Origin of the sequence: Amycolatopsis halotolerans, assembly GCF_042647905.1 — a bacterium.
GTDB classification, from domain to species: Bacteria; Actinomycetota; Actinomycetes; order Mycobacteriales; family Pseudonocardiaceae; genus Amycolatopsis; species Amycolatopsis halotolerans.
In genome coordinates, this window is the sequence record NZ_JBHRWI010000002.1 from 118,256 (window position 1) to 143,727 (window position 25,472).

Below are 25,472 nucleotides of genomic sequence, written 5' to 3' on the forward strand. Positions count from 1 at the left end.
ACTGTCAACGCGACTCGGCGGCGATCCCCCGGTTCAGCAGGTCGTCCGCGTCCAGCCCGGCTTCTTCAAGCAGCGCACGGGTATGCGCGCCGAACGCCGGGACGTCGCCCATCCGCGCCTCGACGTCCGCGAACGTCACCGGCGGCAGCAGCGCGTCGACGGTCGCGTGTTCGGTGCCGATCGTCCGCCAGCGGTCGCGGGCGCGCAGCTGCGGGTCTGCTACGACATCGGCGACCTGTTTTACCTGTGCGGCGGGGATTCCTGCTTTCGCTAACCGCTCGTCCAGGTCCACTGTGGACCATCGGGCCGTTTCGGCGGCTACTGCCGTGTCGCATTCCGCTCGATGTTTCACGCGCAGGACGTTTGTGGTGAATCGGGGGTCTTCGGCAAGTTGCGGGGCTTCGAGGACCGCGGTGACCAGGGTTCGCCAGCCGCTGTCGTTCTGGACGCCGATCAGCATTTGGCCGTCTTTCGTCGGGTACGCGTCGTAGGGGGCGATCGAGGCGTGGCTCAGGCCCATGCGCGCGGGCTGGCGTCCGGAGTACATCTGGCTGTACATCGCGTAGCCCATCCATTCGACGGTCGCTTCCAGCATCGACACTTCCACTGTCGCGCCTTGGCCGGTTCGGACGCGGCGCAGGAGGGCGGCCAGGACTGCTTGGGCGCAGTACATTCCGGAGGCTATGTCGGAGGTGGGGATGCCGGTTTTCACCGGGGTTTCCGGGGTGCCGGTGATGCCGATCAGGCCTGCTTCCGCTTGGACGAGCATGTCGTAGGCCTTGCGTTGTTCCCTTGGGCCGCCGGTACCGTAGCCGGAGAGGTCTACGGCGATTAGTTCTGGGTGGTTGGCCCGGAGGTCTGCAGCGTTGAAGCCTAGACGGGCCGCTGCGCCTGGGGCCAGGTTTTGAATGAAGACGTCTGATTGGGCGATCAGGCGGTGTACTGCGTCGCGGCCTTCTGCTGTTTTTAGGTCTATGGCTAGGGATTCTTTGCCTCGGTTCAGCCAGACGAAGTGGGCGCCGGTGCCGTGGACTACGTGGTCGTATTCTCGGGCGAAGTCTCCGCCGTCTGCTCGTTCTACCTTGATCACTCGGGCGCCTAGGTCGGCTAACGTGCGGGTGGCTAAGGGGGCGGCTACTGCTTGTTCGATGGAGACGATGGTGAATCCGTCTAGCGGGAGCGCTGGGTGCATGGTGCTTACTATTACTCGGTTTTCGGTGGGGTGCTGCGGGAAGAAGTGTTGCGTGGGGCACCCCGAAGCTTGATTGTGCTGACGGTTCGGGGGTGCTTGTCAAGGCGGGAAAGATGCCTTGACAAGCACCCCCGAACCGCAGAGAAGGCTTCGTATCGGGGTTGGGGAGGGGCTGGGTGCCTCGATCGTTGGGTGCACCGGTGCGGTTTGTTCGTGGGTGGGGCTTGCGCCCCAATGTGGCATTGGGTGCATCGCACGCACCCAATGTGGCGTTCGGTGCGTCTGACGCACCCAATGCCACATTGGGGCGCGTTCCGGCGGTGGGCGGAGGCGGTCCGTGAAGGGCTCCTTGAAGGAATCTGATTCCGTGAAGGAGCCCCTCACGGACCGTCGAGGGGCCGTGAGGGGAACCCTGAGGGACTCTGAGTCCCCCAGGGTGGCCCTCACGGAACTCGTCAGCCGCGCGGGTCGAAGGGGATGCCGTTGGGCTTCGACTTTTCCAGCAGGTCTTGGTAGCGGCCTTCGCTGATCTTGATCGTCGCGGCACCGAAGTCCGCGCCCATCAGGCGGTCGCGCAGGGTGGTCGTCGGCCAGCCGTCCCAGCCGACCAAGGGCGGATAGCGCCAGTCGTGGTAGTGGTTTTCCGGCGGTTCGTCATGGGCGTCGGCCAGGCGGAAGAAGTGCGTGCCGGGGCCGTCCTTGTGATACACCGCCTTCGGGTGGGTGCCGTCGAAGGTCACCTTTGACCGCGGATAGGTCACCTGCGAGGAGTGCTGCGTGGTCGTCACGTACTCGACCTGGTTCGACGACTGGTCGATCCACGAGATCACGTGTTCCCAGTCGTGCCGGTGTCCGCCCAGGCCGCTGCCGTCTACTGCCTGGTCTTTTTCGAAGTAGCTCGCGTAGACGACCGCGCACCAGCCGTGGTTGCAAGTCGACCGGGAGTAGGTCTGGGAGTTGTCCAGGTCGGACTTGTCGTGGCAGTTGCCGTTGACCGCACCCGTGGTTTTGAGACCGGGAGCCAGCGTGCCGTCGGGGCCGATCGCGGGGGTGGCGTAGCAGCCGTCGCCGTCGTAGTCGTATGCGGGCGAGAAGGATTGCTCGTATCCGTTGGCGTTCTGCGGCAGGTTGTGCGGCGGATCGGCGTACGCCGCGGACACCGGGAACAGCAGTGCCATGGCCACCGTCACCGTCACGATCGGGAGTTTCCTCATGTTCGGATGGTGACATCGCGAATACAGAAGGTGAAGGTACGCAAGGGAAGCATTCGGTGGCCGCACGGCCTTCAGTTCGCGAGGACCTCCGCGCCCCGGTGCACGCGCAGCAGGTCAGCTCGTACGAGGTCGGCCAGCAGGCGCTCCTCCTCGTCCACGTCGGCCGGACGCGGCGGCAACTCGCCGCTGCCCGCCAGCGCGTCCGCGGCTGCCGAGGCGAAGGACGCCATTGTCGGCGACTGGTCGTCTCGCTGCAGCAGCGCGCCTGCCGACGCGGCGAGTCCGCGTAGGCCCTGTCCGGCTTCTTCCAGGGCTTCTCGTTGCTCCGGCGAAGGCTCCCGGCTGCCGGGCTCGGGGCTCAGCAGGTCCTGATGTGTCCGGGCCGCTGCCCGGAATCGCAGTCCGACCTCGCGTCGGCCGCCTCCCCCGCGCAGTCGTTCCGCCACCGAGGCGAGCAGTTCGCCAGTTTCAGCGACGGCGTCGGAAAATCGTTGTGCCACTGAAGGTTTCGGGACGCCTGGCACTGCGGCGAAGCCGAAAAGCAGTCCGATCGCCACCGCCAGCGCCACCAGCAGCAGGTACTCCACGAGTACCGAGACCGCGTCCAGATGTCGCGTCGTGGCGTTCATGCCAACGCTCATCAGCACCATGCAGCCGTTGAACACCATCGGTTTGACCTGCATGAACGGGAATCCGACAAGGAGCGCGACGATTCCCAGCGGCAGCAGCGCACCGGGCGGCAACAGCCACAGCGCGACCGCCAGGACCACGGCTCCGGCCACGGCACCGGCGGCGCGCTGCCCTGCCTTTGCCAGCGTGTCCCGCCATTCCGGCTGCATGAGCGCGAAGGTCGTCATCAGGAAAGACACCGTGAGCGGGTCGCCGGGCCGGAATGTCGCGATCACGGCCGCGACGAGCATTCCCAGAGCACACCGCACCGCGTGCCGCAATTGAGCGGACCGCCACGAGAACACCCCGGTCGCCTCGCGTCGCAAGGCCTCGCGGACGAGGTGCCGCGGGAAGTCCACAATGGACTCGTCGCGAGCCAGTACTGCTTCCCGGATCGCGGACAGTCCGGCCCAGGCTTCGTCGAGCAGCGCGCTGGTGTCCCCGGGCAGCGCGACATCCGGATCGATTCGTTCGATCTCCGGTGGGTCCGAGACAGTCTTGGCTCGCACGGCTTCCGCAAGCGCCGCGACCTGTTCGTCTGCCGCGTCGAGTACGCGGGAAACGGCGGCCGCCTGCTCCTCGTCGAACGCGCGCAGCCGGTCCCGTAGCAACGCGGCCGTTCCGTGATACCGCGCGCCGCCTGCGAGAACACGCGCCTGCCACGCTCGCGGGCGGTCGGTCACCCACAATCGCACTGCCCGCTCCGCGCTCGCGCGGTCCGGTCCGGCGAGGGCGTCGGCCAGCGCGGTGCGGGTGGGTTTACCGGGATCGCGCAAGCCCATAAGCAGCCGCAGCACGAAGACGACCCCGACGGCCAGCGCCGGCGCACAGATGATCTGCACCGGGCTGGCCGCACCGCTCAACTGGAAGCCGTAGCCGAATACCGAAGCCATGCCGAGTCCGAGCCCGACCGTCACATACCGCGGCCCGAGCGCGGGCACTACCGCCGCCGCGAACACCACCAGCACCAGCAGCGCGATCGAAGCGACCGGCGAAACCTCGCCCAGCAACCGCGGCCCGGCCCCGCCCAGCACGACCGCGGGAGCGAACGCCGCGAGCAGCCACAGGTCCGGCCGCAGGGGCCCGCCGGTGGCGGCGATGAAGCAGAACAACGCAGTCAGCCCGGCCAGCATCGCCGTCCCGCCGAGCCCGAGCGCCACCCCGAGCCCGGCCGTGCCGCCGACGACCACCAGAATCGCCGCGAGCATCCCGCCGCCGCGCGCAATCGCGTTCATTCCGCCTCGTTCCGTCACCGCGCAATGCCGCCGGGTAGCCTCGCACGCCGCGACCGGGCGCCGCACGGCGGGGAAAGCTCGTGCGCGGCGATCGCGGTTCTTGCCGGGATCGCCGCGCACGGCCTCAGACGGTCGCGCGCTCCGGCGGCAGCGTCAGCAAGTTGTGCACCTCGCTGTGCGCCTCCCCCGGCAGCCCGTCCAACGCCCGCAACGCCGAGTTCCGCGCCGCCACCTCCGCGTCGGTCCGCGGCGACATCACGACCGACCCGCCCGTCGCCAGCGCCTGGTTCGCCTCCACGAACTCGCGCGACCGCTTCTCGTACGCCGCGAACGCGACGTCGTGCGGAGCCTCCGCCAGCTCGTACGCCAGCAAGTACGCGCCGATCATCGCGAGGCTCGAGCCCTGCCCGGACAGGAACGACGTCGCGTGCGCGGCGTCCCCGGCCAGCGCGACGCGGCCCTTCGACCACACCGGCATGTGGATCTGGCTGACCACGTCGAAGAACAGGTCGTCCGCCGAGCGCATCGCCTCGACCATCCGCGGCACCTCCCAGCCGCAGCCCTCGAAGCGGCTCGCGACCAGCGCGCGCTGCGCGGCCGGGTCGGCGAACGCGGAGAACGGCGGGTCGGCGTGAGTGAACACGAGGAACCCGTGCACCTGGTCGATGTCGCCGTCGCCCGCGGCGTAGAGCGACGCCGAACGGCCCGCGACCGCCCAGGACATGCCCTCGTGCGACAGGCCGAGGTAGTTCGGCATGGTGAACCCGGCGAAGCAGTAGCCGAGGTAGCGGTGGAACTGCTCCTCCGGCCCGAGCACCAGCGAACGGGTCTTCGAGTGCAGGCCGTCCGCGCCGACGACCAGGTCGAACGTCTGGCTCCGGCCGCTGGCGAAGGTCACGTCGACCCCGTCGCCGCGGTCGTCCAGCTCGGCGATCGAGTCCGAGAAGCGGAAGTCGACGTCGTCGCGCACCGCGTCGTACAACAGGCTGGTGAGGTCGCCGCGGGCCAATTCGATGTCGTGCCCGGCCTCGTCCCCGGTGATCACGGTCGGCGCGACACTGTTCAGGACGCCGCCGTCCCCGTCGAGGAACGCCAGTCGCCGGGTGTTGACGTGCCGCGCCCGCACCGCCTCGTCCAGTCCCATCCGCCGCAGCACCTCGACCGCCGGGCCGCGCATGTCGATCGGGTACCCGCCGCCGCGCACCGCCGCCGACTTCTCCACCACCGTGACCGCGAAGCCGTACCGGTTCAGCCAGTACGCCAGCGCCGGGCCCGCGATGCTCGCCCCCGAGATCAGCACACTCCTGCTCATGGTTCTCCCCTTCGCCTCGGCAGGCGGTAGATGCCTACCTTAGGTATCATTTTCGAGACCGGCCGGAACCGCCTCTCGCGATCCCGGTGACCCAACTGTATACCTAACTTAGGTATCTAATCAAGGAGACCGCGATGTCCGCCGTCCCTTCCCTGCTCCGGGACCTGCTTCCCCGGCTGAACGAGCTGAGCGGTTCGCTGCGCCGGGGCAAGCTGTTCGAGCGCGCGGTCGAGGCCACCGGGCTGCCGCTGGAACGGCCGGCGATGACCGTGCTCGGCATCCTGCACATCGAGGACGCGCCGCTGCGGGTCGGCGAGATCGCGAACCGGATGAACGTCGTCGGCCCGCACGTGACCCGGCAGGTGCAGGGGCTGGAAAGCCGCGGGCTGGTGCGGCGCGTGGCCGACCCGGACGACCAGCGGGCCCGGCTGATCGAGCTGACCCCGGAAGGAAAGGCCGCGGCCGAACGCTACATCGGCGTGATCGAGGACTGGTTCGCCGGCGCGATGAGCGGCTGGACAGCGGAAGACCGCCAGCTCCTCGACCGGCTGGTGACCCGGCTGGTCGAGGACCTGACGGCCCGGTTGTCCGATTTGGACTGAAGCGGTTTTAGCGCGACAGCCGCAGGAACTCCTGCTGCTCGCGGTCGTAGCGCTGGGTCAGCCCGTTTCCGTAGCGGTCCCACCAGTTCTGGGTGTGCCCGTTCTGGCGGGTGGTCGTGTCGCCGTAGATCTCCCGGTCGTATTCGATCCGGGCGTCGTGGAACTGCTGCTGGAATTCCTGCGGCGACAAGCCCTGCAACTGCTGCACCGCGGCCGGGTCGAGGGTGCGTGCGCTCTGCACGATGTCCGCGCCGCCCATGTGGTTCAGGATCGCCCGGACGCCGCCCGCGCCGCGCATGTGCGCGCCGGACATGATCGCGGCCTGCGTGCCCGCGTCGGAGAACTCCAGCGCTCCGGCGTGGCGCGCGTTCGCGGTCATCAGCTGCGCGACCACGGCGTGCTCCTCGGCGCTGCCGATGCCGTACTGCTGGCGGGCGGCCATGATCTGGTCGTAGCCGTTGTGCATGTTCCGCCGGAAGCCGTACGCCTCCGGCACCCCGCCCTGTTCGCCGGTCGCGCCCTCGGACCGCATGATCGAATCGACGACCCGCTCGTCCAGCTGCTGCGGTGCGGCACCCCCAGCAGCCGCACCGCCGCCCGCCGCCCCGGCTCCCCCGCCGCCGCCCGTTCCGCCGCCGTAGCCTTGGGCCACCGCGGTGTCGGCGTCGGCGTAGTTCTGCGCCGCGTGCTGGACTTTGCCGTTGACCTGTTCGATCAGTTTCACGAAGTCGCCGAGCGACGACACGAGTTTCGACTGCAGCAAGGTGTTCGCCGCGGCGACCCCGCTGCCGATGCCCGCGAACGACAAGGCGTCGATCACGAGCGTCTCGAGGTCGCGCACGGCCGAGAACGCCGCTGAGCCGAGGCCTTCCACGTTCTTCACGATCGCCGACACCTCGGCCGGCAGCACCCGGTAGGTTCCCGCTGTCATGCCAGTGACGATCGCGCACCGGCCCCGTCGCGCCCACGGCCGAATTACCCACTTTCGCAGGGGATCGATTCCTTGCCCGCTGGGTACCTCGGCGGCATGGAGTCCGACGAGGACCGGCACGACCGGACCGACCACGAGATCGAACTGCTCGCCGAGCGGCTCTGGGCCTGGTCCCGCGAACCCGCCGACGACCCGGCGCCCGGCCTCGGGCAGCTCGCCGCAGCCGGTTTCGACGTCACCGGCCGCACCGCCGTGTACGGTGCCGGACGTCCGTGCGTCGCCCTGCTGCTTCCGTCCGACCGGCTCCGCGAATTCGGGCACAACCTCGTCGCCGCGGCGGTGCTCGGCGCGGCGCTCGCCACCGCCGCGACGCTGGAATCCGGTTCCGTCGTCGTCACCGATCGTCCCGCCGACGAGATCGACGCGGTGCTGACTTTCCAGCCCGGCGTGCACACCTGGGCCGCCGCGCCGCTCGCCGCGCGGACCGAACTGCGGGTGACCGTGCACGGGAATTCCGGTCCAGCGCCCGAAGACACCACCGACGCGGTCGCCTCGCTGGTGCAGGTCTTCACCGCGATCGCCGCCCTGCGCGCCCGGCTTCCGGCGGGTGCGACAGTGCAGGGAATCGTGACGCACGGCGAGGAATCCACCGACGTGGTGCCCGATTTCGCCGAAGCCCGCTTCGGGTTGCGCGCGCCGGATTCGGAGGCGCTCGGCCGGGTGGTCACCGAAGTGACCGCTGCTGCCGAAGGCGCCGCGATGGCGACCGGGACCAAGGCGAACGTCGAACGGTTCGGCCCGATTCACGCGCGGTTCCAGGACAATCCGGTGCTGTCCGGGCATTTCGCCCGGCAACTCGCGGCGTGCGGGATCCACGCTTCCCCTTCAGGTGCGGCGGCAGTGCCCGGCCGGGCCGAGGTGGGCGATCTGAGCGTGCGGATGCCGACGATCCATCCGTCGGTCGCGCTCCACGATCCGGTGCGCGCGGTCGGCAGCCGGGCGTTCGCCGAGGCGACCGGCTCGCCGCGAGCCCGGACGGTGTTGCTCGCGACGGCGTCGGCGCTGGCCCGGACCGCGTCGGACCTTCTCGCGCACCCCGCGCTGGTTCGGCAGGCCTGGGACAATTTCGCCGATCGCGCGCGCCGGGGCGGCTAGAGTTCCCGGCATGGGGACGACTGATCTATCGCTGCCGGACGGCCGGAATCTTCGAGTGCACGACAGCGGGGGCGACGGCTTTCCGCTGGTGTGGCACCACGGGACCCCGCAGTCCGGCCGCCTGCTGCCGCCCGTGGTGGAGGCTGCCGCCGCGCGGGGTTTTCGGGTGGTTTCCTACGGTCGGCCTGGGTACGGCGGGTCCACCCCGAACGCCGGGCGGACGGTGGGGTCGGCTGCCGAGGACGTGCGGCAGCTGGCGGATGCCCTGGACCTAGCGGGTTTCGCGGTCATGGGCGCGTCCGGCGGCGGACCGCACGCGCTGGCCTGCGCCGCGGGCCTGCCGGATCGGGTGACGGCGGCGGTGTCGCTCGCCGGTTTGGCGCCGTACTCCGAGGACTACGACTGGTACGGCGGGATGGTCGACGACAGCTCGTTGCGCGCCGCCCGCAAAGGCCGGGAAACCCGCTTGCAGCACGGAGAAACGCAAGAATTCGACCCGACGAGCTTCACCGACGCGGACTGGACGGCGCTGCGCGGCACGTGGGGCCCGCTGGGCGAGGACGCCGGTGCTTCCGGTGACGTGGCCGCCGAAGCCGACGACGACCTCGCGTACGTGACGCCGTGGGGATTTTCCGCTGCCGACGTGCGGGTTCCGGTGCTGCTGGTGCACGGGGGCGAGGATCAGATCGTCCCGGTCAGCCACAGCGAATGGCTCCTGCGGAACCTCCCGGACGCCGAAATGTGGTCACGTCCGCACGACGGGCACATCTCGGTGCTGAACGCGCTCCCGACCGCGCTCGACTGGCTGCGCAACCTCCTCGCCCGCTGACCCGCGCCAGCGGTCCGTGAGGGCCACCTTCACGGACTCTGATGCCCTCAGGGTTCCCCTCACGGACAGCTGGGCGGGAACTCGCACGCGGCCGGTTATCGTGTCAGGCATGAGCAACGTCGAGACCGACCCGGCCGAACTAGCGTGCGGCGGGGACCCCGTCGACCCCGGCAAGGTCGAGGTCCTCGACGCCCGCTCGGTGCCCCTCGGCGGCCCGCGGGCCATGCCGGTCCGCCGCACCCTGCCGCAACGCAAGCGCTCGCTGATCGGCGCGTGGTGCTTCGCCGACCACTACGGCCCCGACGACACCTCCGTCAGCGGCGGCATGTCCGTCGGCCCGCACCCGCACACCGGCCTGCAAACGGTGAGCTGGCTGTTCACCGGCGAAATCGAACACCGTGACAGCCTCGGCTCGCACGCGATGGTCCGCCCCGGCGAGCTGAACCTGATGACCGGCGGCCACGGCATCTGCCACGAAGAGGTGTCGACGCCGGAAACCGCCACGCTGCACGGCGTCCAGCTCTGGGTCGCGCTCCCGGACGAGCACCGGCACACCGCCCGCGACTTCCAGCACTACGCGCCGCCCGCCACCGAACTCGACGGAGCCACCGCCCGCGTCTTCCTCGGCGCCCTTGCCGGGGAAACCTCGCCGGTGAAGACGTTCACTCCCTTGCTGGGCGCGGAAATCGTCCTCGAGCCGGGCGCGGAGCTCAGCCTCGACGCGGACCCGTCCTTCGAGCACGGCGTCCTGCTCGACACCGGAGAAGTCACCTTCGCCGGCACCCCGCTGCAGCAGGCTCAACTCGGCTACCTCGGCATCGGCGCGACCACGCTCCACCTGCACAACCCCGGCTCCTCCCCGGCCCGCGTGATCGTGCTCGGCGGCCCGCCGTTCGGCGAGGAAATCCTGATGTGGTGGAACTTCGTCGGCCGCAGCCACGACGAGATCGCCGAATACCGCGAGGCGTGGGAAGCGAACTCCGACCAGTTCGGCGCGATCGACCCCTACCCCGGCGGCCCGGCGCGACTGCCCGCTCCCCCGCTGCCCGCGGTGCGGATCAAACCGCGCCGCAACCCCTCGTGAGTGGCTACGCCGGTTAGAACCAGCCGGGTAGAACTGGCGCCAGCACTCAGGACCCCTCCGCCTCACGCAACCGATTCCGCGCCCCGGACGGGTCGAAGTTCACCCGCCGGAGCGGCCCGGCCGCCAGCAACACCACCGCCACCGCACTCAACGCCGCCAGCACCAACGCCGCCACAAACCGAGCCGGAACCGACGTCGCCGACGCCAGCACCGCATACCCGCCCAGCACCACCAACGTCGGCCCGAGCAACGCGACCCCCGTCACCACCACCGGGATCCGCCCGCCGTCCGGACGTCTCGCCGAGACGACCGCCGCGCCCGCCGACACCACCGCGGCCACCAGCAGGCACGCGCCCACGGTGTCCGACAGGCGGTGCCAGCTCAGCGCGACGGTCGCCGCGGCCACCCAGGCGACGCCGGGCGCACCCACGGCGAGCACCCAGGTCCGGAACCGCGCGGGCAGCACCACGGCCAGTGCCAGCAGCACGGCGGTGGCCGCGCTGACGTGCCCGCTCGGAAAGCTGTTGTGGTGCGGGGCTCCCGTCGAACCGACGTCCGGCCGGTCCAGCAGGTAGATCTTGAGCAGCTGCGCCGCGGCCAGCGGCAGCAAGTACAGCACCAGCGCGGTCACCCCGAGCGCGAACCGCTTGCGCAGCACCGCGAGCGCCACGATGACGATCCCGGCCGCGCCGAACACCTCGACGCCGTCGATCCCGGCCAGCGGCCGCGCCCAGTCCACAGTGGACCGCGGAAGGTTCTGCGCGAAGCGGACGACCCCGTCCTCCGCGCGCTGCCCGGCCTCGGTCCGCACGAACAGCAGGTAGGCGACGACGAACGCGCCCGCGAACCCGATCGCGGCCGCGACCAGCACGGCGGTCCGCGAACGCCCTCGAGGGGCGAGCGCGTGCCGGGGCGAGGACAGGGGCACGGTCGGCGTTTCAGGAGTCAGCACTGCCATGCCTTCGAGCCTGGCCGCGGGATTTCGGGATCTCGTCAGAGCTGTGTCATGGTTTCGCTACAAGATCCGCCCGGCTCGCGCGAATCCGCGGGCATTCCGAATAATGGCCACCGTGGCTGTGGTGTTGGTGATCGAGGACGACGCGTCCGTCCGCGAGGGCATGGAGCTGGCGCTGCGCCGTCAAGGACACACGGTGCACACCGCCGCGACCGGCGAGGACGGCGTCGTGCAACTGCGCGAACGCGCGCCCGACCTCGTGGTCCTCGACCTGATGCTGCCCGGCATCGACGGGTTCGAGACGTGCCGCCGGATCCGCGCGCTCGGCCAGGTGCCGATCATCATGCTCACCGCGCGCAGCGACGATTTCGACGTCGTCGCCGGACTCGAAGCGGGCGCGGACGACTACGTCGTGAAGCCGATCGAGCCGCGCGTGCTCGACGCCCGCATCCGCGCGGTGCTGCGGCGCACCGCCCCCGAACCCGGTGCCGCCGGGCCGGAACAGCACGGCGACCTGGTGATCGACCGGGCCGGAATGCTGGTGCGCAAGCACGGCGAGCAGGTCTCGCTCACGCCGACCGAACTGAAGCTGCTGCTGGAGATCTCGCGCACGCCAGGCCAGGTGTACAGCCGCAGCCAGCTGCTCGCCTCGGTGTGGGGGCACGACTATCTCGGCGACTCCCGCCTGGTCGACGCGTGCGTGCAGCGGCTGCGCGCGAAGATCGAGGACGTTCCGGCGCGCCCGGACCATGTGCAGACCGTGCGCGGCTTCGGCTACCGGTTCGGCCGCTCGTGAAGCGGGCCGCGCCGTGAAGCGGCTCCGGTCGTGGGTGTCCGGGCTGCGGCTGCGGCTGGTGCTGGCGTTCGCGGCGATGACGCTGGTCGGCGCTGGCGCGGCGGCGGGCGCGAGCTACGTGTCCGCGCGCAACACGATCCTGGCCGGCGTGCAGGACCCGGCGATGGTGCAGTTGCGCGACGAGGTCAGGACGTACCTGCCGCAGCTGACGCTCCCGCCCGACCAGCGGCAGCTCGACAACATGGCGAGTTCGCTCAAAGGCGTCACGACCGTGGTGTTCGGGACGCTGCATTCGCGCGTCGGGCTGAATCCGGCGGAAATACCCGCCGGGCTGCGCACCGCGGTCGCGGGCGGGACCAGTGTCCAGTTCCAGCGGGTCATCGAGGGCGGCCGTCCGGTGCTCTACATCGGGATGCCGCTGCTGCGCTATGGCGCGGCACAGGGGGAACACACCGGAATCGAGGTCTACAAAACCGTCCCGCTGGCCACCCAGCAGGCCGCGATCGACCAGCTGGCGACGCGTGCGTGGCAGATGACCGCGCTGGCCCTGCCGATCGCCGTCGCGCTGGCGCTGCTGGCCGCGCGCCAGGTGCTGCAGCCGGTGCGCGCGCTGAACTCGGCGGCTCGCAAACTCGGCGACGGACAACTCGACGTGCGCCTGCCCGCCAAGGGTTCCGACGAACTGGCCCAGCTGGTCACCACGTTCAACCACACCGCGGCGGAGCTGGAGCGCACCGTCGGCTCGCTGCGCGAGATGGAGGCCGACGCGCGCCGGTTCGTCGCCGACGTCTCGCACGAACTGCGCACCCCGCTGGCGGCGATGAACGTGGTCACCGACGTCCTGGACGAGGACGCCGACCAGCTGCCCTCGGACACCGCGGTGGCAGCGCGGCTGGTGTCGTCCGAAACACGCCGGCTGACCCGGCTCGTGCAGGACCTGGTCGAAATCTCCCGCTTCGACGCCGGACGGGCCGAGCTGCGCGTCGAGGAGGTCGACCTGGCCGAGGCCGTGACGAACACCCTCGCCGCCCGAGGCTGGACCGACTCCGTGGTGGCTGACCTGCCCAGCGTCACCGTGCCCGCGGACCCGCGACGGCTCGACCTGGTCATCGCCAATCTCGTCGGCAACGCCCTGCACCACGGCGCACCGCCCGTCGAAATCGAGCTGAGCACCGACGACGCGACAGTCTCCCTGGCGGTCACCGATCACGGCCCGGGGATCCCCGAAGAGGTGCTGCCCAAGGTGTTCGACCGCTTCGCCAAGGCGGACACGTCACGGGCCCGGTCCGACGGCAGCGGCCTCGGATTGTCGATCGCGCTGGAGAACGCCCGGCTGCACGGCGGCGACATCGCAGCGGAAAACACCGGCGACGGGGCGCGGTTCACGCTCCGGCTGCCTCGCACCGAGCAGGAGGAGCGATGAAACTTCCCCGGCTCTTCCTCGCGCTGATTTCGGTCTTGCTCCTGGCCAGTTGCGGCGTCCAGCCGACCGGCGTGGTCCCCGCTGGGGAAGCACCCGGCGGATTCCAGCTGGGCACGCCGCGTCCGGCAATCACGCTCTATTTCGTCTACGCGGGACAACTCAGCCCGGTGCAGCGCGCCTGGGCGCGGGACGCGACCCCCACGACGGTGCTGACAGAACTGTTCGGCGGCCCGACGCGCGTCGAAGAACAAGAGGGTTTCTACTCGATGCTCTCGCCCGGCCGGCACGTCACGGTCGACACCTCGACGCAGCCGGTCACCGTGACCGTCTCCGAATCGATGAAACTGCTGTATCCGATCGGTCTGCAGCAGGTGGTCTGCACCGTGTCCGCGTCGCTGGCGGCGTCCGGGCAGTCGATCGGCAAGGGGATCACCGTGGTCGCCTCGGACACGAAACTCGAATCCCTGTACTGCAATTAGCCTTTCTTCCCGGGCAGAAACCCGTACACGACCCGGTCGACGGTCGCCAGGACGACCTCCGTCGCGCTGCTTCCGTCCGGCAGCTGCCGCAACGCCGCCTCCAACGCGCCCAGCACCGCGCCGGTCAACGCGGCCGCCTCGACCCGGTCCAGCTGCGGCTTGCACGTCTCGTAGAGCTTCTCCGCCCACCGATCGCCCACCACGGCGTTGCGCAGCAGGTACCCGGCGCGCAACGCGGGCACCGCGGCGAGCAGCCGGGTGCGCACCTCGGTGAGCGGATGGTCCAGCGGGAAACTCCACGCTTCCGCCGTCGCCAGCGCGTGCACAGTCCTCGTCACGAGCTCGGCGACCTGAGCGTCCGGCTTCGCCGCGGCGAACACCCCGTCCACCACCTCGTCGTAAAGATGCTGGTCAGCGAAGACGACCTCCTCTTTGGTGGCGAAGTAGTTGAAAAACGTCGCCGGGGAAACCTTCGCCCGCGCGGAGATCTCGGCGACGGTCGTGCCGTCGTAGCCCTGCTCGTCGAACAGCGTGAGCGCGGCCTCGATCAGCGCCTGGCGGGTCCGCCGCTTCTTCTCTTCCCGCAACCCGGTCATGGCGTGAATCTTAGCGTTACTCTAAACTTAGAGTGTCTCTAAGATTGGAGGACCGATGGAGCGGACCGGATGCGTGGTCGCTGGGGGCGGACCGGCCGGCGTGATGCTGGGCCTGCTGCTGGCGCGGGCCGGGGTCGAGGCGGTGGTGCTGGAGAAGCACCGCGACTTCCTGCGGGACTTCCGCGGCGACACCGTGCACCCGTCGACCCTGCGACTGCTGGACGAACTGGGCCTGGGCCCCCAGTTCGCCGCCCTGTCCCGTTCGATCCTGGAACGGATGAAAATGGAAATCGGCGGGGAAACCGTGGTAGCCGCGGATTTCAGCAGACTGCGCGGCCCGCACCGGCACATCGCGATGGTCCCCCAAGCCGAATTCCTGGGCTTGCTGGCCGAAGCCGGTGCCGCGGAACCGAAATTCTCCCTGCGCATGGGCGCTTCCGTCGTTTCGCTGCTCCGAGAAGGCGGCCGCGTCACCGGAGTCCGCTACCGCGACGACACCGGCGCCGTCCACGAACTCGCCGCTCCGCTAACAGTCGGCTGCGACGGCCGCTGGTCGACGGTGCGCCACGAACTCGGACTCGCACTGCGGGAGTCGGAGGTCCCGATGGACGTCTGGCAGGTGCGGGTGCCGAAAGCCGGACCGGGCGAACCGGGGGTGTTCGCCCGGTTCGGCCCCGGATACGCCTCGGTGACCATGGACCGCGGCGATTACTACCAGACCTCGTACCTCATCCCCCGCGGCTCGGACGCCGCACTGCGCTCCGGCCCGATCGAGGGATTCCGCTCCCGGCTGGGCGAGTTGTTCGGCTGGACGCCCGCGCAACTGTCCGCCGTGCGCTCGTGGGACGACGTCAAGCTGCTCGAAGTGACCATGGGCCTCCTGCCGCGCTGGCACACAGCGGGCGCGCTGTGCATCGGGGACGCAGCACACCCGATGTCGCCGGTGGGCGGGGTCGGGGTGAACCTCGCCGTGCAGGACGCCGTCGCCACCGCCCGGCTTCTCGCGGAACCGTTGCGGCGCGGGGAGATCCCGGTGTCCCGCCTCGCCGCCGTACGCCGCCGCCGCTTGCTGCCGACGGTCGCGGTGCAGTCCAGCCAGCGGGGCGAACACGCCATGCTGCTGCGTCCGGCACTCGACGGGACCCTGAACCGGTTGCCCGCGCCGATGCGTGCACTGCAACGGTTTCCGGCGCTTTCCGGGGTTACGGCTTATCTTGGCGGGGTTGGGCTGCGGCCGGAGCATGCGCCTGCTTTCGCTCGACGGTCCACTGTGGACAGTTGCGCGGGTTGAGCTTGCGCCCATCCGGGGTCGGCGCCGCTCAGCTCCGCACTGGCTTAGAGTCCGCGCGGACAGGTGTGGCGATTGGACAGTGCGGCACCACGACGGAGCGATGGGAACTGAGAGATCACTCTGTGGTCGGCTCCGGTATGATCGGCACCATGTCTGCTTCTTCGTGCGCGGCTTGCGCCGCAGTGACGAGGACGCTCCGCTAGCGGCGGGGCGTCTCTCTCAACTTCTGCAGAACGTGCCGTCGCTTCGTGGTCGAACCGAAGCGGCACGTCGGTGCTGCTCGGAACTTCTTCTGAGCAACGGAGCACTTGGTGATTTCAGGCATTCTCTTCGCGTGCCGGGACGGATCGTCCCCGGTGCGTGCACGGCTGGTGCTGTGCTGCATGGCCATGCTGCAGTTCTTCATCGCGGTCGACGTGACGGTGGTCAACGTCGCCCTGCCCTCGATCGGCGCCGGCTTCGGTGTCGACGGGCGTGCGCTGACCTGGGTGGTGGTCGGGTACACGATCACCGGTGGCGGGCTGTTGATGCTCGGCGGCCGGCTGGGCGACGTACTCGGCAGGCGGCGCGTCCTTCTGCTCGGCACCGCCGTCTTCGGCGCCGCGTCTCTGCTGGCCGGGCTGGCGCCGTCCTTCGTCCTGCTGGTGACGGCCCGGCTGCTGCAGGGGGCCGGTGAGGCGATCGCGCTTCCTGCTGCGATGTCGGTGATCGTGCTCCTGTTCCCGGAAGGCCCGCGCAGGTCACGGGCACTGAGCGGGTGGGCGGCCGTCGCCAGTTGCGGCCTCGTCCTCGGGTTCGCGGTCTCCGGGTTCATCACCGAATTCCTCGGCTGGCGGTGGATCTTCCTGGTGTCCGTGCCGTTCATCCTGGTCGTGTTCCTGGCCTCGGCGTTCCTCGTGCCGGGGGAACGGCCGGCCGGGAGGACGCCGTTGGACCTTCCCGGTTCGTTCCTGCTGATCGCGGCCCCGTTGCTCTTCACCTTCGGGGTCGTCGAAGCGGGTGAAGGAGGCGGCGCGGCGCGCTGGCTGGCCCCGGCGGCTTTGGCGGGCGCGGCCGCGGCCGGGGCCCTGTTCGTCAGGGTCGAGCGGCGCGCGCGCAATCCGCTCGTGCCGCTGCGGTTCTTCCGCAACCGGCCCCGGGTCCTGGCCAACCTTGCCACCGCCTTGGTGAGCGCGGCACTGTCCACCTCCTTTCTGCTGTTCACGTACTTCCTTCAGGACCGGTTGGGCGCCAGCCCGCTCCAGGCCGGGGTGACGATGCTGCCCTTGGCGGTGTCCCTGATCGCGGCCTCGGTGCTGGTTCCCCGGGTACTCGAACGCCGGGGTGCTCGGTTCTGCGTCCTGGCCGGGATCTGCTGCACCGCGCTGGCCATGGCAGACATCGCCCTGGTCTCGCAGTTCGGCGCTACCGGCGCGGTGATGATTCCGGCCATGGTGTTCGTCGCCGCCGGAATGGGGCTCGGGATCGTCGGACTGCAGTACATCGCGGTCACCGGCGTGACCGAAGAGGACGCCGGCATCGCCTCCGGCGTCCAGCGAGCAGCCGACCAACTGGGCGGCTCCACCGGGATCACGCTGTACATCGGCATCGGGTTCGCCCCCGCCCTGAAGGGCGCCGATCCCTTCCTCGCGAGCAGCTCCCTGGCCGTCGCCGGACTCGCGGTGGCCGCGATCGTCGCCTGGCGGATCGCCGTCCCCGCCGCCGGGACAGCGGAATCGATCACCTGACCTCGACCAGGCTGTGCCCGCCCGGCTTGAGGGCCGGACGGGCACAGCCCTGGAGATCAGACCGCGATCGCCATTCGCTCAGGTCACCTGCCCGTCTTGCCCTCCTTCATCACCGAATCCACGTGGGACCAGTTCCCCACGCTGCTTCCGCGCCAGCCGATCACCCGCCCGCCGGGGCGCCATGGTCCCCGGGTCCCAGGCCGGATCGTCTTCGACAAACGCCTGGCCCGGCTCGCACCGGGCGGCACCTGCCCACAGCACGTCGACCACCGCGTCTCCGCGACCATCCCGCGGTCCCGCCGGGGCGAGCGGATTGACGCCGGAGTCTTCACCTCCCCGCACCAGGCCGCGCTGATGCCTATGCCAGGCGATCGACCGGAATCTGGAAGACCTCGTCACGGACGGGTGCAGCGTGAAAGCCCCCAGCGGTGGCCAGCACACCGGCCCCGGGTAAGCCGATTCGGCCGCGCCTGCCCACACCGCATCGCCCCGGACCTGCCGTCCGCCCAAGCAATACCCGGGAGACATGCGCCGACCTCGCACCGCCCCGAGCCCGGTCATGCCGGATAAGCCCGCACCGACCGAGCGTCCTGCAACGCGCGCGCCCACCATTCGAGCTGGTCGAGCAACGCCTTCGCCGCAGCCTCCACACCCGGTTCGACTGGTTCGCCGTCCTCCCCGAACCGGCCGTGCACGCCGTGGAAGCTCACGGTCTCGCGGATGGTGACCGCGTGCAGCTCGGCGAAGACCGGGCGGAGGTGCTCGACCGCGCGCAGCCCGCCGGAAATCCCGCCGTAGGACACGAAAGCGACCGGTTTGGCGTGCCATTCGCCGCGGAACCAGTCGAGGACGTTCTTGAGCGCGGCCGGGTAGCTGTGGTTGTACTCCGGCGTGACCACGACGAACGCGTCCGCCGCCTCGAGCCGGGCGGCGACGGGCGCGGCCCCCTCGCCGTTCATCGCGAGCGGCAACGAGATCTCGGCGACGTCGATGACGTCGACCTCGAACCCGCCGTGCCGATCCGCCTGGCGAGTGAACCAGCGCACGACCGTGGGCGCGAACCGCCCTTCCCTGGCGCTGCCGACGAGCACAGCGAGCCGGACGGGAGCTTCGGACACGGTATTCTCCTTTTTCCCGGGGCGGAACAGGTTTCCCGCCTCCGGAAGGAGTCTCGAACTTCAAGCTCCCTTTAAGTCAAGCTATGCTGAGCGCATGGCGAAGACGGAGCTGCCCGAACTGACCGTGGGCGAACTCTCCCACCGCAGCGGCGTACCGGCGTCGGCCCTGCGGTTCTACGAGGACGAACAGCTGATCCGCAGCAGGCGCACCGCGGGCAACCAGCGCCGCTACCGCCGCGACACCCTGCGGCGGGTGACGTTCATCCGCATGTCGCAGCGAGTGGGCATGCCGCTGGCGCAGATCCGCGAGGTGCTCGCTCTCCTGCCGGACGACCGAACCCCGACCCGCGCGGACTGGTCCCGCATCTCGTCCTGCTGGCGCTCCGACCTGGACCAGCGCATCCGCCAACTGGAACAACTCCGGGACCAACTGAACGACTGCATCGGCTGCGGCTGCATGTCCCTGGCCAAATGCCGCCTGGCCAACCCCAACGACCAACTAGGCCAAGACGGCCCCGGCCCGCGCCGCCTGCCGGACCACCGGGGAACGGGATACGAGTGACACCTCGCGGCTGCACGGCTGCACGGCTGCACGGCTGCACGGCTGCACGGCTGCACGGCTGCACGGCTGCACGGCTGCACGGCTGCACGGCTGCACGGCTGCACGGCTGCACGGCTGCACGGAGAGCGCACCATGCGAGACCGCGCCACCTTCGTCAACCCGGCGTCGCAATGATTCGCCAGCCCGCACAAGCAGCCCACAAGTCCGCGACAGGCCGGGGTTGCCCGCGCATCCAGCCTGACTCTCGCCGCCCAGACAGCAGCCACTGCCGTACGCGGCCTGCCAACCGCAAACCGGCCCGCCAACTGCAAACCGCACTGCCTCCCGTGCCGGCAACAGTCCGACTGCCTCCGTCCACAGCCGACCGTCGACAGCCAAGCGAGACCGGTCACTCGCCCGGCGCATCGGTCACTCCGGCATCGTCATCCCAGCAGCAACCCCCTCACGTAGGCGGCCTGTCCGGCATGCTGGAGGTCATCGGACAGCACGCTGACCAGCCGAACTCCCAGCGTCACCGGCGGGTTCCAGGCTTCGTCGACCACCCGGTCCAGAGCCGCCCCGTCCAGGCCGGCCACCCAGGACACCGTGTGCTCGTGCACGGCGTCGTAGTAGCCGGTGAGCAAATCCGGCGACTCCGGGCGCACCTGGGCCACGTCCTCGCTGCTGTGCCCGTAGCCGATGTCGCCAGCAGCGAAGGGCAGGTCGAACTTCTCGCGCCAGTCCGCTGCCGTCCAGAGCTGGTCGGTGTCCGCGACATCGGCGACGTGGTCGTCTTGCACCCGCGCCAGATGCCAGACCAGCCAGCCGATCGAGTTGGCCTCCGGGCCGGGGCGCGCCGCCAGCTGCTCCGCGGTCAGCCCGTCGACTGCCTGGTGCACCACTTCCCGCACCCGGCCGAATCCGTCCACGAGCAGATCGGCCACATTCATCTCGCGCTCCTCCTCCGTCGTCGTGCGCTTGCCTCGATCATGCCTCGAAGACCCGGCTCTGCCCAGCACTGTGACTCCAGCAGGTACGAGGGGTCCACTCGCGCCCGCCGAACCGGCTTCAGCACGGGAAAATCCGCTCTTTACCCGCAGTGACCACGACCGTCCACTTCGGACCTGACAGCATCGTCCGGCGTCGGGTAAAATCCGGCGCGAAAGCGGATCTGCACGCCGACGACGCGAACGGAGGGCCCTGTGGCGATCACCGCGCCCCGCGCCCTGCCTGGCTTCGACAACATCGCCGGGATCGCGATTCCCGCCTGGGCTGGCATGGTGATCACCGCCGCCTGCGCGGTCTCGGCGATAGTGGTACTGCTGGTGATACTGCGCAACCGGCGCAAGTAGTCCACACGGGACATTGCTTCGATATCCGCTGGATCCCTCGTGAAACAGTGCGGAATCCGGCCGATGGTTACGTGTCCATTCGCGTGAACCGGCTGGTGATCACGTGGTCCTTGGCCGGTCCGGTCACGACCCATTCCTGTTGCCACCGGCGATCGTCGAACACGCGGTACTCGCCTCGATACCAGTCGGCGGCACACGGGTGATCGGCCGTCCACTCCCCGGTCGCCAGGTCCACATCGTGGAAGAAGCCGCCATGGTCGAAATGCACCGCGGCGCGGGAACCCCCGGCCGGGCGGTAGTGCAGAGTCCGGACAAACGGTCCGCGATGCGCTCCGAGCTGCAGCTCTCCCGACTCGCGATAGACGAGCACCCTGTCGTCGGTGGTGAACGTCGCGCGGCCGCTCGCCTCGCCCATCGGCACCCCGTCGACGTCGACGATTTCGCGCGCGAGCCGCCATTCGCCGGAGAAGTACCCGGTCAGGTCATTGATCGGAAAAGCCACGGATCCCATTGTGCGCCTCCGCACCGAACGCGAACGGCACTGGGGACGACCGACTCGGCACGGTCTGTCACGAGGGTCGCGTGAGGGGACCCGTCATCCCGGCTGTCACCAGTCGCCATGCTGTTCACCCTGTGCGACCGGCCCCGCCGCAGCGCCCGAAAACGGCCGGTGCGATGGGGACTCTCGCGCCGAACCCGGCGGGGCAGGCTCGCCCGGACGGCCCGCCGCCCTAGAATCGGCCGCGTGGCGCACCCCGATCTGGCCGAGCAGGCCACCCGTTCCCCCGCTCTCGAGACCTTGCAGCGCGTCTTCGGCTACGACGCGTTCCGCGGCGACCAGGCGGAGATCGTCGAGCACGTGATCTCCGGCGGCGACGCGCTGGTGCTCATGCCCACCGGCGGCGGGAAATCGCTGTGCTACCAGATCCCGGCACTGGTGCGGCCGGGCGTCGGCGTGGTGATCTCGCCGCTCATCGCGCTGATGCAGGACCAGGTCGACGCGCTGCGCAACGTCGGCGTGCGCGCCGGATTCCTCAACTCCACGCAGGATTTCGCGCAGCGGCAGGAGGTGGAGAACGCGTTCGTCGCGGGCGAACTGGACCTGCTGTACCTCGCGCCCGAACGGCTGTCGGTCGAAGCCACCGTGCGCCTGCTCGACCGCGGCAAGATCGCGCTGTTCGCGATCGACGAGGCGCACTGCGTCTCCCAGTGGGGCCACGATTTCCGGCCCGACTACTTGATGCTCTCGTCGCTGCACGAACGCTGGCCGGACGTGCCCCGGATCGCGCTCACCGCCACCGCGACCGAGGCCACGCACAAGGAAATCTCGCAGCGGCTCGGCCTCGACGACGCGAAGCACTTCGTCGCGAGCTTCGACCGGCCGAACATCCAGTACCGGATCGTGTCGAAGAACTCGCCACAGAAGCAGCTGCTCGACCTCCTGCGCACCGAGCACCAGGGCGACGCCGGGATCGTCTACTGCCTGTCCCGCGCGTCAGTGGAGAAAACGGCGAATTTCCTGGTGCAGAACGGAATCCCGGCGCTGCCCTACCACGCCGGGCTCGACAAGTCGACTCGTGCGGCGAACCAATCGAGGTTCCTGCGCGAGGAGGGGCTCGTCGTCGTCGCCACGATCGCGTTCGGCATGGGCATCGACAAACCGGACGTCCGGTTTGTCGCGCACCTGGACCTGCCGAAGTCCGTGGAAGGCTATTACCAGGAAACCGGCCGCGCGGGCCGCGACGGGCAGCCGTCCACCGCCTGGCTCGCCTACGGGCTGCAAGACGTGGTGCAGCTGCGCAAAATGATCGACAACTCCGAAGGCGACGAGATGCACCGTCGCCTGCAGGGCCAGCACCTGAACGCGATGCTGGGACTGTGCGAGACAGTCGAATGCCGCCGGACGCAGATCCTCGCGTACTTCGGGCAGTCCGGCCAGCCGTGCGGGAACTGCGACACCTGCCTCACCCCGCCGGAACGCTGGGACGGCACCATTCCCGCGCAGAAACTGCTGTCCACAGTGGTCCGTCTGCGCAACGAGCGGCGACAGAGTTTCGGTGCCGGCCAGATCATCGACATCCTGCTGGGCAAGACGACCCCGAAGGTCACCCAGTTCCAGCACGACACGCTCAAGGTATTCGGCATCGGCACCGAACTGCGCGAACCGGAATGGCGCGCAGTGGTGCGGCAGCTGCTGGCGCGCAACCTGCTTGCGGTCGAAGGGGATTACGGGTCGCTGGTGCTGACCGAAGGCTCGACTGCGGTCCTGAACGGCTCCCAAGAAGTACAGCTGCGCCGCGAACCCGAACGCCCGGCGCGCGCCCCGCGAACGTCCCGCCGCACGCCAGCGGCCGCTCCGGTCGACATGCCCGCGGAAGCGGCCCCGATCTTCGAGCGCCTGCGCGCCTGGCGCGGGGCCACGGCGAAGGAACAAGGAGTCCCGGCGTACGTGATCTTCCACGACGCCACGCTGCGCCAAATCGCCACGCTGATGCCGACGACGCTCGACGCCCTCGGCACGGTAAGCGGGGTGGGCGAGAGCAAGCTGGCCAAGTACGGGGAGGGAGTGCTGGCGACGCTGGCCGAGGAGTGAGGTCGGGGCGGAGCTGGGGTCGGCTGCTTGGCTAGGAACGCTCGCCGACGAACGGCGTCGGGACGGAACTGAAGTCGGCCGCCTCGCCACGAACACTAACCGAGGAACAACCCCGGAGCGGAGCTGGGTCAACTGCCCGGCCAGGAACCCTGCCCGAGGAACGACGTCGGGACAAAGCTGGGGTCGGCCGTCCGACCCGGAACACACGCCGAGGAACGACGTCGGAACCGAACCGAAGTCGGCCACCTCGCCGCGAATACTCACCGAGGAACAACCCCGGAGCGGAGCCGGGTCAACTGCCCGGCCAGGAACTCTGCCCGAGGAGCGACGTCGGGACGAAACTGGGGTCGGCCGTCCGACCCGGAACGCACGCCGAGGAACGACCTCGGGACGGGACAGGAGTCGGCAGCCTCGCCAGGAACACTCGCCTAGCAGCGACCTCGGGACTGAGCCGGGTCGGCGGCACGGCCAGGAACGCCCGCCGGGCCGAGGTTTCCCGGCCATGAACGCTCGCCGAGGCACTCCCCCGTCTCGCGCGGGAGAGTCAACGCATCACCGATCAGCCTATGGAGACGCAGGGAAGTTCCGCACCCGATGCGCGCGTTTCGCACCAGCGAGCGACCCGCACAAGCCGCTGGAACCCCCGTCCCCGCGCAGAGATTTGGCAGGCGTCCGCTGCCTCTCCAGCCGCGCGTTGAAGCTGAGCACTAGGTTGACGGGATGGGGTGGGATCTGAGCGAGCTCATCGCGAAGCACGACGTACCGGGCGCACAGGTCGCGGTGCTGGCTGACGGCGAGATCCGCGACGAGGCGGCGGGCGTGCTGAGCCTCCGCACGCGGGTCGAGGCCACGGCCGACTCGGTGTTCAAGATCGGTTCGATCACCAAGATCTGGACGGCCACGCTGATCCAGCAACTGGTGAACGACGATCTCCTGGATCTCGACCATCCCGTCCGCGACTGCCTGCCGGGTTTCCGGCTGAACGACCCGGCCGCCACGGAATCGCTGACCGTCCGGCATCTGCTCACCCACACGGGCGGTATCGACGGCAACCACTTCGTCGACACCGGCCGCAACGACGACGCGATCGAGAAGTTCGTCGCCGCCCTCTCCGATGCCGATCACCTCTTTCCGCCGGGCAGGGTTTTCTCCTACTCCAACAGCGGGTTCGCGGTGCTCGGCAGACTGGTGGAAGTCTTGCGCGGCAAGCCTTTCAACGACGTGATCCGCGAGCGGTTGGCGACCCCGCTTGGGCTTTCCACCGTCGCTGCCGACACCTACGACGCGATTCTGCATCGCGCGGCGGTCGGCCACGTCGAGACCGCAGGAAAACTCGCGCCGACGAAGAGCTGGGCAGTCCGCTATTTCTCCACGCCCAGCGGCTCGCATCTCGCGATCAGCGCCCGCGACCTCCTGGAATTCGTGCGCCCGCACCTCGCCGACCCCACGCTGGCGGGACTGCGCGAACCTCAGCTCGAGTCCGTCCCGGACTTCGGCGGCGGCGTCCTCGGCTGGGGACTCGGCTGGATGCTGTACCGGGACGGCGTCATAGGCCACACCGGCGTCTCCAAGGGCCAGAAGGCTTTCCTGCGCGTCGTCCCCTCAGCGGGCGTGGCGATGGCCGTGCTGACCAACAGCGCGGGGGCCGAACCGCTGGCCCACGAACTCTTCAGCACAGTGCTCCGGGACCTCGCCGGCGTCGAGACCGCACCGCTCCCCGTACCGCCCGCGAACCCCGCCCCCATCGACGCGGACCGGATGTGCGGCACCTACCGCACCACCTTGTACGACATCGCCCTGACCGTCGACCACGACCGCGCGTTCCTCACCTACCGCCCACGCAAGGAGACCGCCGCGTCGCTGCCCGGCAAGCGCGCTCGTCGCGTCGAGGTCGTCCGCCTCAACGACAGCGCGATCATCACCGCCGAGCCGAAGCTCAACAGCCACGAGGTGCTGTCCCTGATCGGCTCGGACGGGCACGGCCGCGCGCGCTTCCTGCACAACGGAGCCGCCGCCTGGCGGGTCACGTGATCCGCACCGCGGTTGAGACGTGCGGGATGCGCCCCCGTCAGGCGGACAGCGTCACTCAGCAGTCCGCGGACGCGTCGTATCCGCGACCTTCCGCACCGCCCCCGAGATCTGCGCGTGGTAGCGCCCGTTGGTCTTCTCGTCCACGAAACGCGCCGCCTTGCCCACGGCCTCATTGACCTTCTGCGGGTTGTTCCGCACGTACGACACCGCGCCCGCGGCACCGGCCAGCACGGTGAGTTTCTTCATCAAAGCCATCGCACAAAGTCCCTTCCCCTGCGGAAACCTCCGTCACCTACCCCAACGTCGCCCGGCCCCCGCGGGTTCCCGGCGAAACCTGGATGACAGGT

At 69.6% G+C, this 25,472-nt stretch carries 24 protein-coding genes; 13 read left to right on the forward strand and 11 right to left on the reverse strand.

Translation table 11 applies throughout. The annotated features are described in order from the left end of the window. Nucleotides 1–4: 4 nt before the first annotated feature. The 4 genes from ACFORO_RS01280 to ACFORO_RS01295 all read right to left on the reverse strand — a co-directional run bounded on the left by ACFORO_RS01280 (nt 5) and on the right by ACFORO_RS01295 (nt 5,622). Entirely contained in the window at nt 5–1,192 is a 1,188-nt protein-coding gene (locus ACFORO_RS01280) for a CaiB/BaiF CoA transferase family protein (protein WP_377874014.1), read from the reverse strand. Nucleotides 1,193–1,647: 455 nt separating this feature from the next. Beyond that, nucleotides 1,648–2,406, reverse strand: coding sequence for an NPP1 family protein (locus ACFORO_RS01285; RefSeq protein ID WP_377875463.1), 759 nt, complete (start codon nt 2,404–2,406; stop codon nt 1,648–1,650). A 71-nt stretch (nt 2,407–2,477) separates the two neighbouring features. Next, the gene (locus tag ACFORO_RS01290) at nt 2,478–4,310 is read right to left on the reverse strand and encodes an FUSC family protein (RefSeq protein WP_377875465.1); all 1,833 of its coding nucleotides are present in this window, start codon (nt 4,308–4,310) and stop codon (nt 2,478–2,480) included. 124 nt (nt 4,311–4,434) lie between these two features. Further along, nucleotides 4,435–5,622: an FAD-dependent monooxygenase gene (locus ACFORO_RS01295; protein WP_377875467.1), complete on the reverse strand. Its 1,188-nt coding sequence runs from the start codon at nt 5,620–5,622 to the stop codon at nt 4,435–4,437. A gap of 134 nt (nt 5,623–5,756) precedes the next feature. Here ACFORO_RS01295 and ACFORO_RS01300 point away from each other — a divergent pair, with 134 nt between their 5' ends. Further along, entirely contained in the window at nt 5,757–6,224 is a 468-nt protein-coding gene (locus tag ACFORO_RS01300; protein ID WP_377875469.1) for a MarR family winged helix-turn-helix transcriptional regulator, read from the forward strand. A 7-nt stretch (nt 6,225–6,231) separates the two neighbouring features. On the opposite strand, the gene ACFORO_RS01305 is transcribed toward ACFORO_RS01300, so the two are convergent. Further along, complete coding sequence (locus tag ACFORO_RS01305; RefSeq protein WP_377875471.1) at nt 6,232–7,155, reverse strand: hypothetical protein; 924 nt, start codon at nt 7,153–7,155, stop codon at nt 6,232–6,234. Nucleotides 7,156–7,227: 72 nt separating this feature from the next. Between ACFORO_RS01305 and ACFORO_RS01310 the strand changes: the two genes are divergently transcribed. The 3 genes from ACFORO_RS01310 (at nt 7,228) to ACFORO_RS01320 (ending at nt 10,223) form a co-directional block, all read left to right on the forward strand. After that, the gene (locus ACFORO_RS01310) at nt 7,228–8,310 is read left to right on the forward strand and encodes a peptidase dimerization domain-containing protein (RefSeq protein ID WP_377875473.1); all 1,083 of its coding nucleotides are present in this window, start codon (nt 7,228–7,230) and stop codon (nt 8,308–8,310) included. A gap of 10 nt (nt 8,311–8,320) precedes the next feature. Continuing rightward, nucleotides 8,321–9,139 (forward strand): alpha/beta fold hydrolase, encoded by an 819-nt coding sequence (locus ACFORO_RS01315; RefSeq protein WP_377875475.1) that lies wholly within the window; start codon nt 8,321–8,323, stop codon nt 9,137–9,139. A gap of 109 nt (nt 9,140–9,248) precedes the next feature. Beyond that, the gene (locus ACFORO_RS01320; protein WP_377875477.1) at nt 9,249–10,223 is read left to right on the forward strand and encodes a pirin family protein; all 975 of its coding nucleotides are present in this window, start codon (nt 9,249–9,251) and stop codon (nt 10,221–10,223) included. Between the two features lie 46 nt (nt 10,224–10,269). Here the strand turns inward: ACFORO_RS01320 and ACFORO_RS01325 are convergent, their stop codons facing one another. After that, nucleotides 10,270–11,181 (reverse strand): phosphatase PAP2 family protein, encoded by a 912-nt coding sequence (locus ACFORO_RS01325; RefSeq protein WP_354748896.1) that lies wholly within the window; start codon nt 11,179–11,181, stop codon nt 10,270–10,272. 112 nt (nt 11,182–11,293) lie between these two features. On the opposite strand from ACFORO_RS01325, the gene ACFORO_RS01330 reads away from it, so the two are divergent. The 3 genes from ACFORO_RS01330 (at nt 11,294) to ACFORO_RS01340 (ending at nt 13,876) form a co-directional block, all read left to right on the forward strand. Beyond that, complete coding sequence (locus tag ACFORO_RS01330) at nt 11,294–11,974, forward strand: response regulator transcription factor (RefSeq protein WP_354748894.1); 681 nt, start codon at nt 11,294–11,296, stop codon at nt 11,972–11,974. Nucleotides 11,975–12,050: 76 nt separating this feature from the next. Continuing rightward, nucleotides 12,051–13,397, forward strand: a complete 1,347-nt coding sequence (locus tag ACFORO_RS01335; RefSeq protein WP_377875525.1) for an ATP-binding protein — start codon at nt 12,051–12,053, stop codon at nt 13,395–13,397. Continuing rightward, nucleotides 13,394–13,876 (forward strand): hypothetical protein, encoded by a 483-nt coding sequence (locus ACFORO_RS01340; protein ID WP_377875480.1) that lies wholly within the window; start codon nt 13,394–13,396, stop codon nt 13,874–13,876. The genes ACFORO_RS01335 and ACFORO_RS01340 overlap by 4 nt, the downstream gene beginning before the upstream one ends. Here the strand turns inward: ACFORO_RS01340 and ACFORO_RS01345 are convergent. Further along, nucleotides 13,873–14,472, reverse strand: coding sequence for a TetR/AcrR family transcriptional regulator (locus ACFORO_RS01345; RefSeq protein WP_377875482.1), 600 nt, complete (start codon nt 14,470–14,472; stop codon nt 13,873–13,875). The two genes, ACFORO_RS01340 and ACFORO_RS01345, sit on opposite strands and share 4 nt — an antisense overlap. Nucleotides 14,473–14,527: 55 nt before the next feature. On the opposite strand from ACFORO_RS01345, the gene ACFORO_RS01350 reads away from it, so the two are divergent. Both ACFORO_RS01350 and ACFORO_RS01355 read left to right on the forward strand, forming a co-directional pair. After that, nucleotides 14,528–15,763, forward strand: coding sequence for an FAD-dependent oxidoreductase (locus ACFORO_RS01350; RefSeq protein WP_377875484.1), 1,236 nt, complete (start codon nt 14,528–14,530; stop codon nt 15,761–15,763). 356 nt (nt 15,764–16,119) lie between these two features. Then, the gene (locus ACFORO_RS01355) at nt 16,120–17,490 is read left to right on the forward strand and encodes an MFS transporter (RefSeq protein ID WP_377875486.1); all 1,371 of its coding nucleotides are present in this window, start codon (nt 16,120–16,122) and stop codon (nt 17,488–17,490) included. Nucleotides 17,491–18,047: 557 nt separating this feature from the next. Here the strand turns inward: ACFORO_RS01355 and ACFORO_RS01360 are convergent. After that, nucleotides 18,048–18,608: an NADPH-dependent FMN reductase gene (locus ACFORO_RS01360; RefSeq protein WP_377875488.1), complete on the reverse strand. Its 561-nt coding sequence runs from the start codon at nt 18,606–18,608 to the stop codon at nt 18,048–18,050. A 94-nt stretch (nt 18,609–18,702) separates the two neighbouring features. Between ACFORO_RS01360 and soxR the strand changes: the two genes are divergently transcribed. Further along, nucleotides 18,703–19,170: a redox-sensitive transcriptional activator SoxR gene (soxR, locus tag ACFORO_RS01365; RefSeq protein ID WP_354748882.1), complete on the forward strand. Its 468-nt coding sequence runs from the start codon at nt 18,703–18,705 to the stop codon at nt 19,168–19,170. Between the two features lie 422 nt (nt 19,171–19,592). Here the strand turns inward: soxR and ACFORO_RS01370 are convergent, their stop codons facing one another. Continuing rightward, nucleotides 19,593–20,099, reverse strand: a complete 507-nt coding sequence (locus ACFORO_RS01370; protein ID WP_354748880.1) for a mycothiol transferase — start codon at nt 20,097–20,099, stop codon at nt 19,593–19,595. Between the two features lie 252 nt (nt 20,100–20,351). Here ACFORO_RS01370 and ACFORO_RS01375 point away from each other — a divergent pair, with 252 nt between their 5' ends. Beyond that, complete coding sequence (locus tag ACFORO_RS01375; protein ID WP_344284989.1) at nt 20,352–20,501, forward strand: hypothetical protein; 150 nt, start codon at nt 20,352–20,354, stop codon at nt 20,499–20,501. A 67-nt stretch (nt 20,502–20,568) separates the two neighbouring features. Here the strand turns inward: ACFORO_RS01375 and ACFORO_RS01380 are convergent, their stop codons facing one another. Next, a complete protein-coding gene (locus ACFORO_RS01380; protein ID WP_377875491.1) occupies nt 20,569–21,003 on the reverse strand; it encodes a DUF6314 family protein in 435 nt (144 codons plus the stop codon). A gap of 243 nt (nt 21,004–21,246) precedes the next feature. On the opposite strand from ACFORO_RS01380, the gene recQ reads away from it, so the two are divergent. Next, on the forward strand, nt 21,247–23,094 hold the full coding sequence (recQ, locus tag ACFORO_RS01385) for a DNA helicase RecQ (protein ID WP_377896479.1): 1,848 nt from the start codon (nt 21,247–21,249) through the stop codon (nt 23,092–23,094). A 720-nt stretch (nt 23,095–23,814) separates the two neighbouring features. Beyond that, complete coding sequence (locus tag ACFORO_RS01390; RefSeq protein WP_377875498.1) at nt 23,815–25,125, forward strand: serine hydrolase domain-containing protein; 1,311 nt, start codon at nt 23,815–23,817, stop codon at nt 25,123–25,125. Nucleotides 25,126–25,176: 51 nt separating this feature from the next. On the opposite strand, the gene ACFORO_RS01395 is transcribed toward ACFORO_RS01390, so the two are convergent. Continuing rightward, nucleotides 25,177–25,371, reverse strand: coding sequence for an antitoxin (locus ACFORO_RS01395; RefSeq protein WP_446681618.1), 195 nt, complete (start codon nt 25,369–25,371; stop codon nt 25,177–25,179). Nucleotides 25,372–25,472 lie beyond the last annotated feature (101 nt).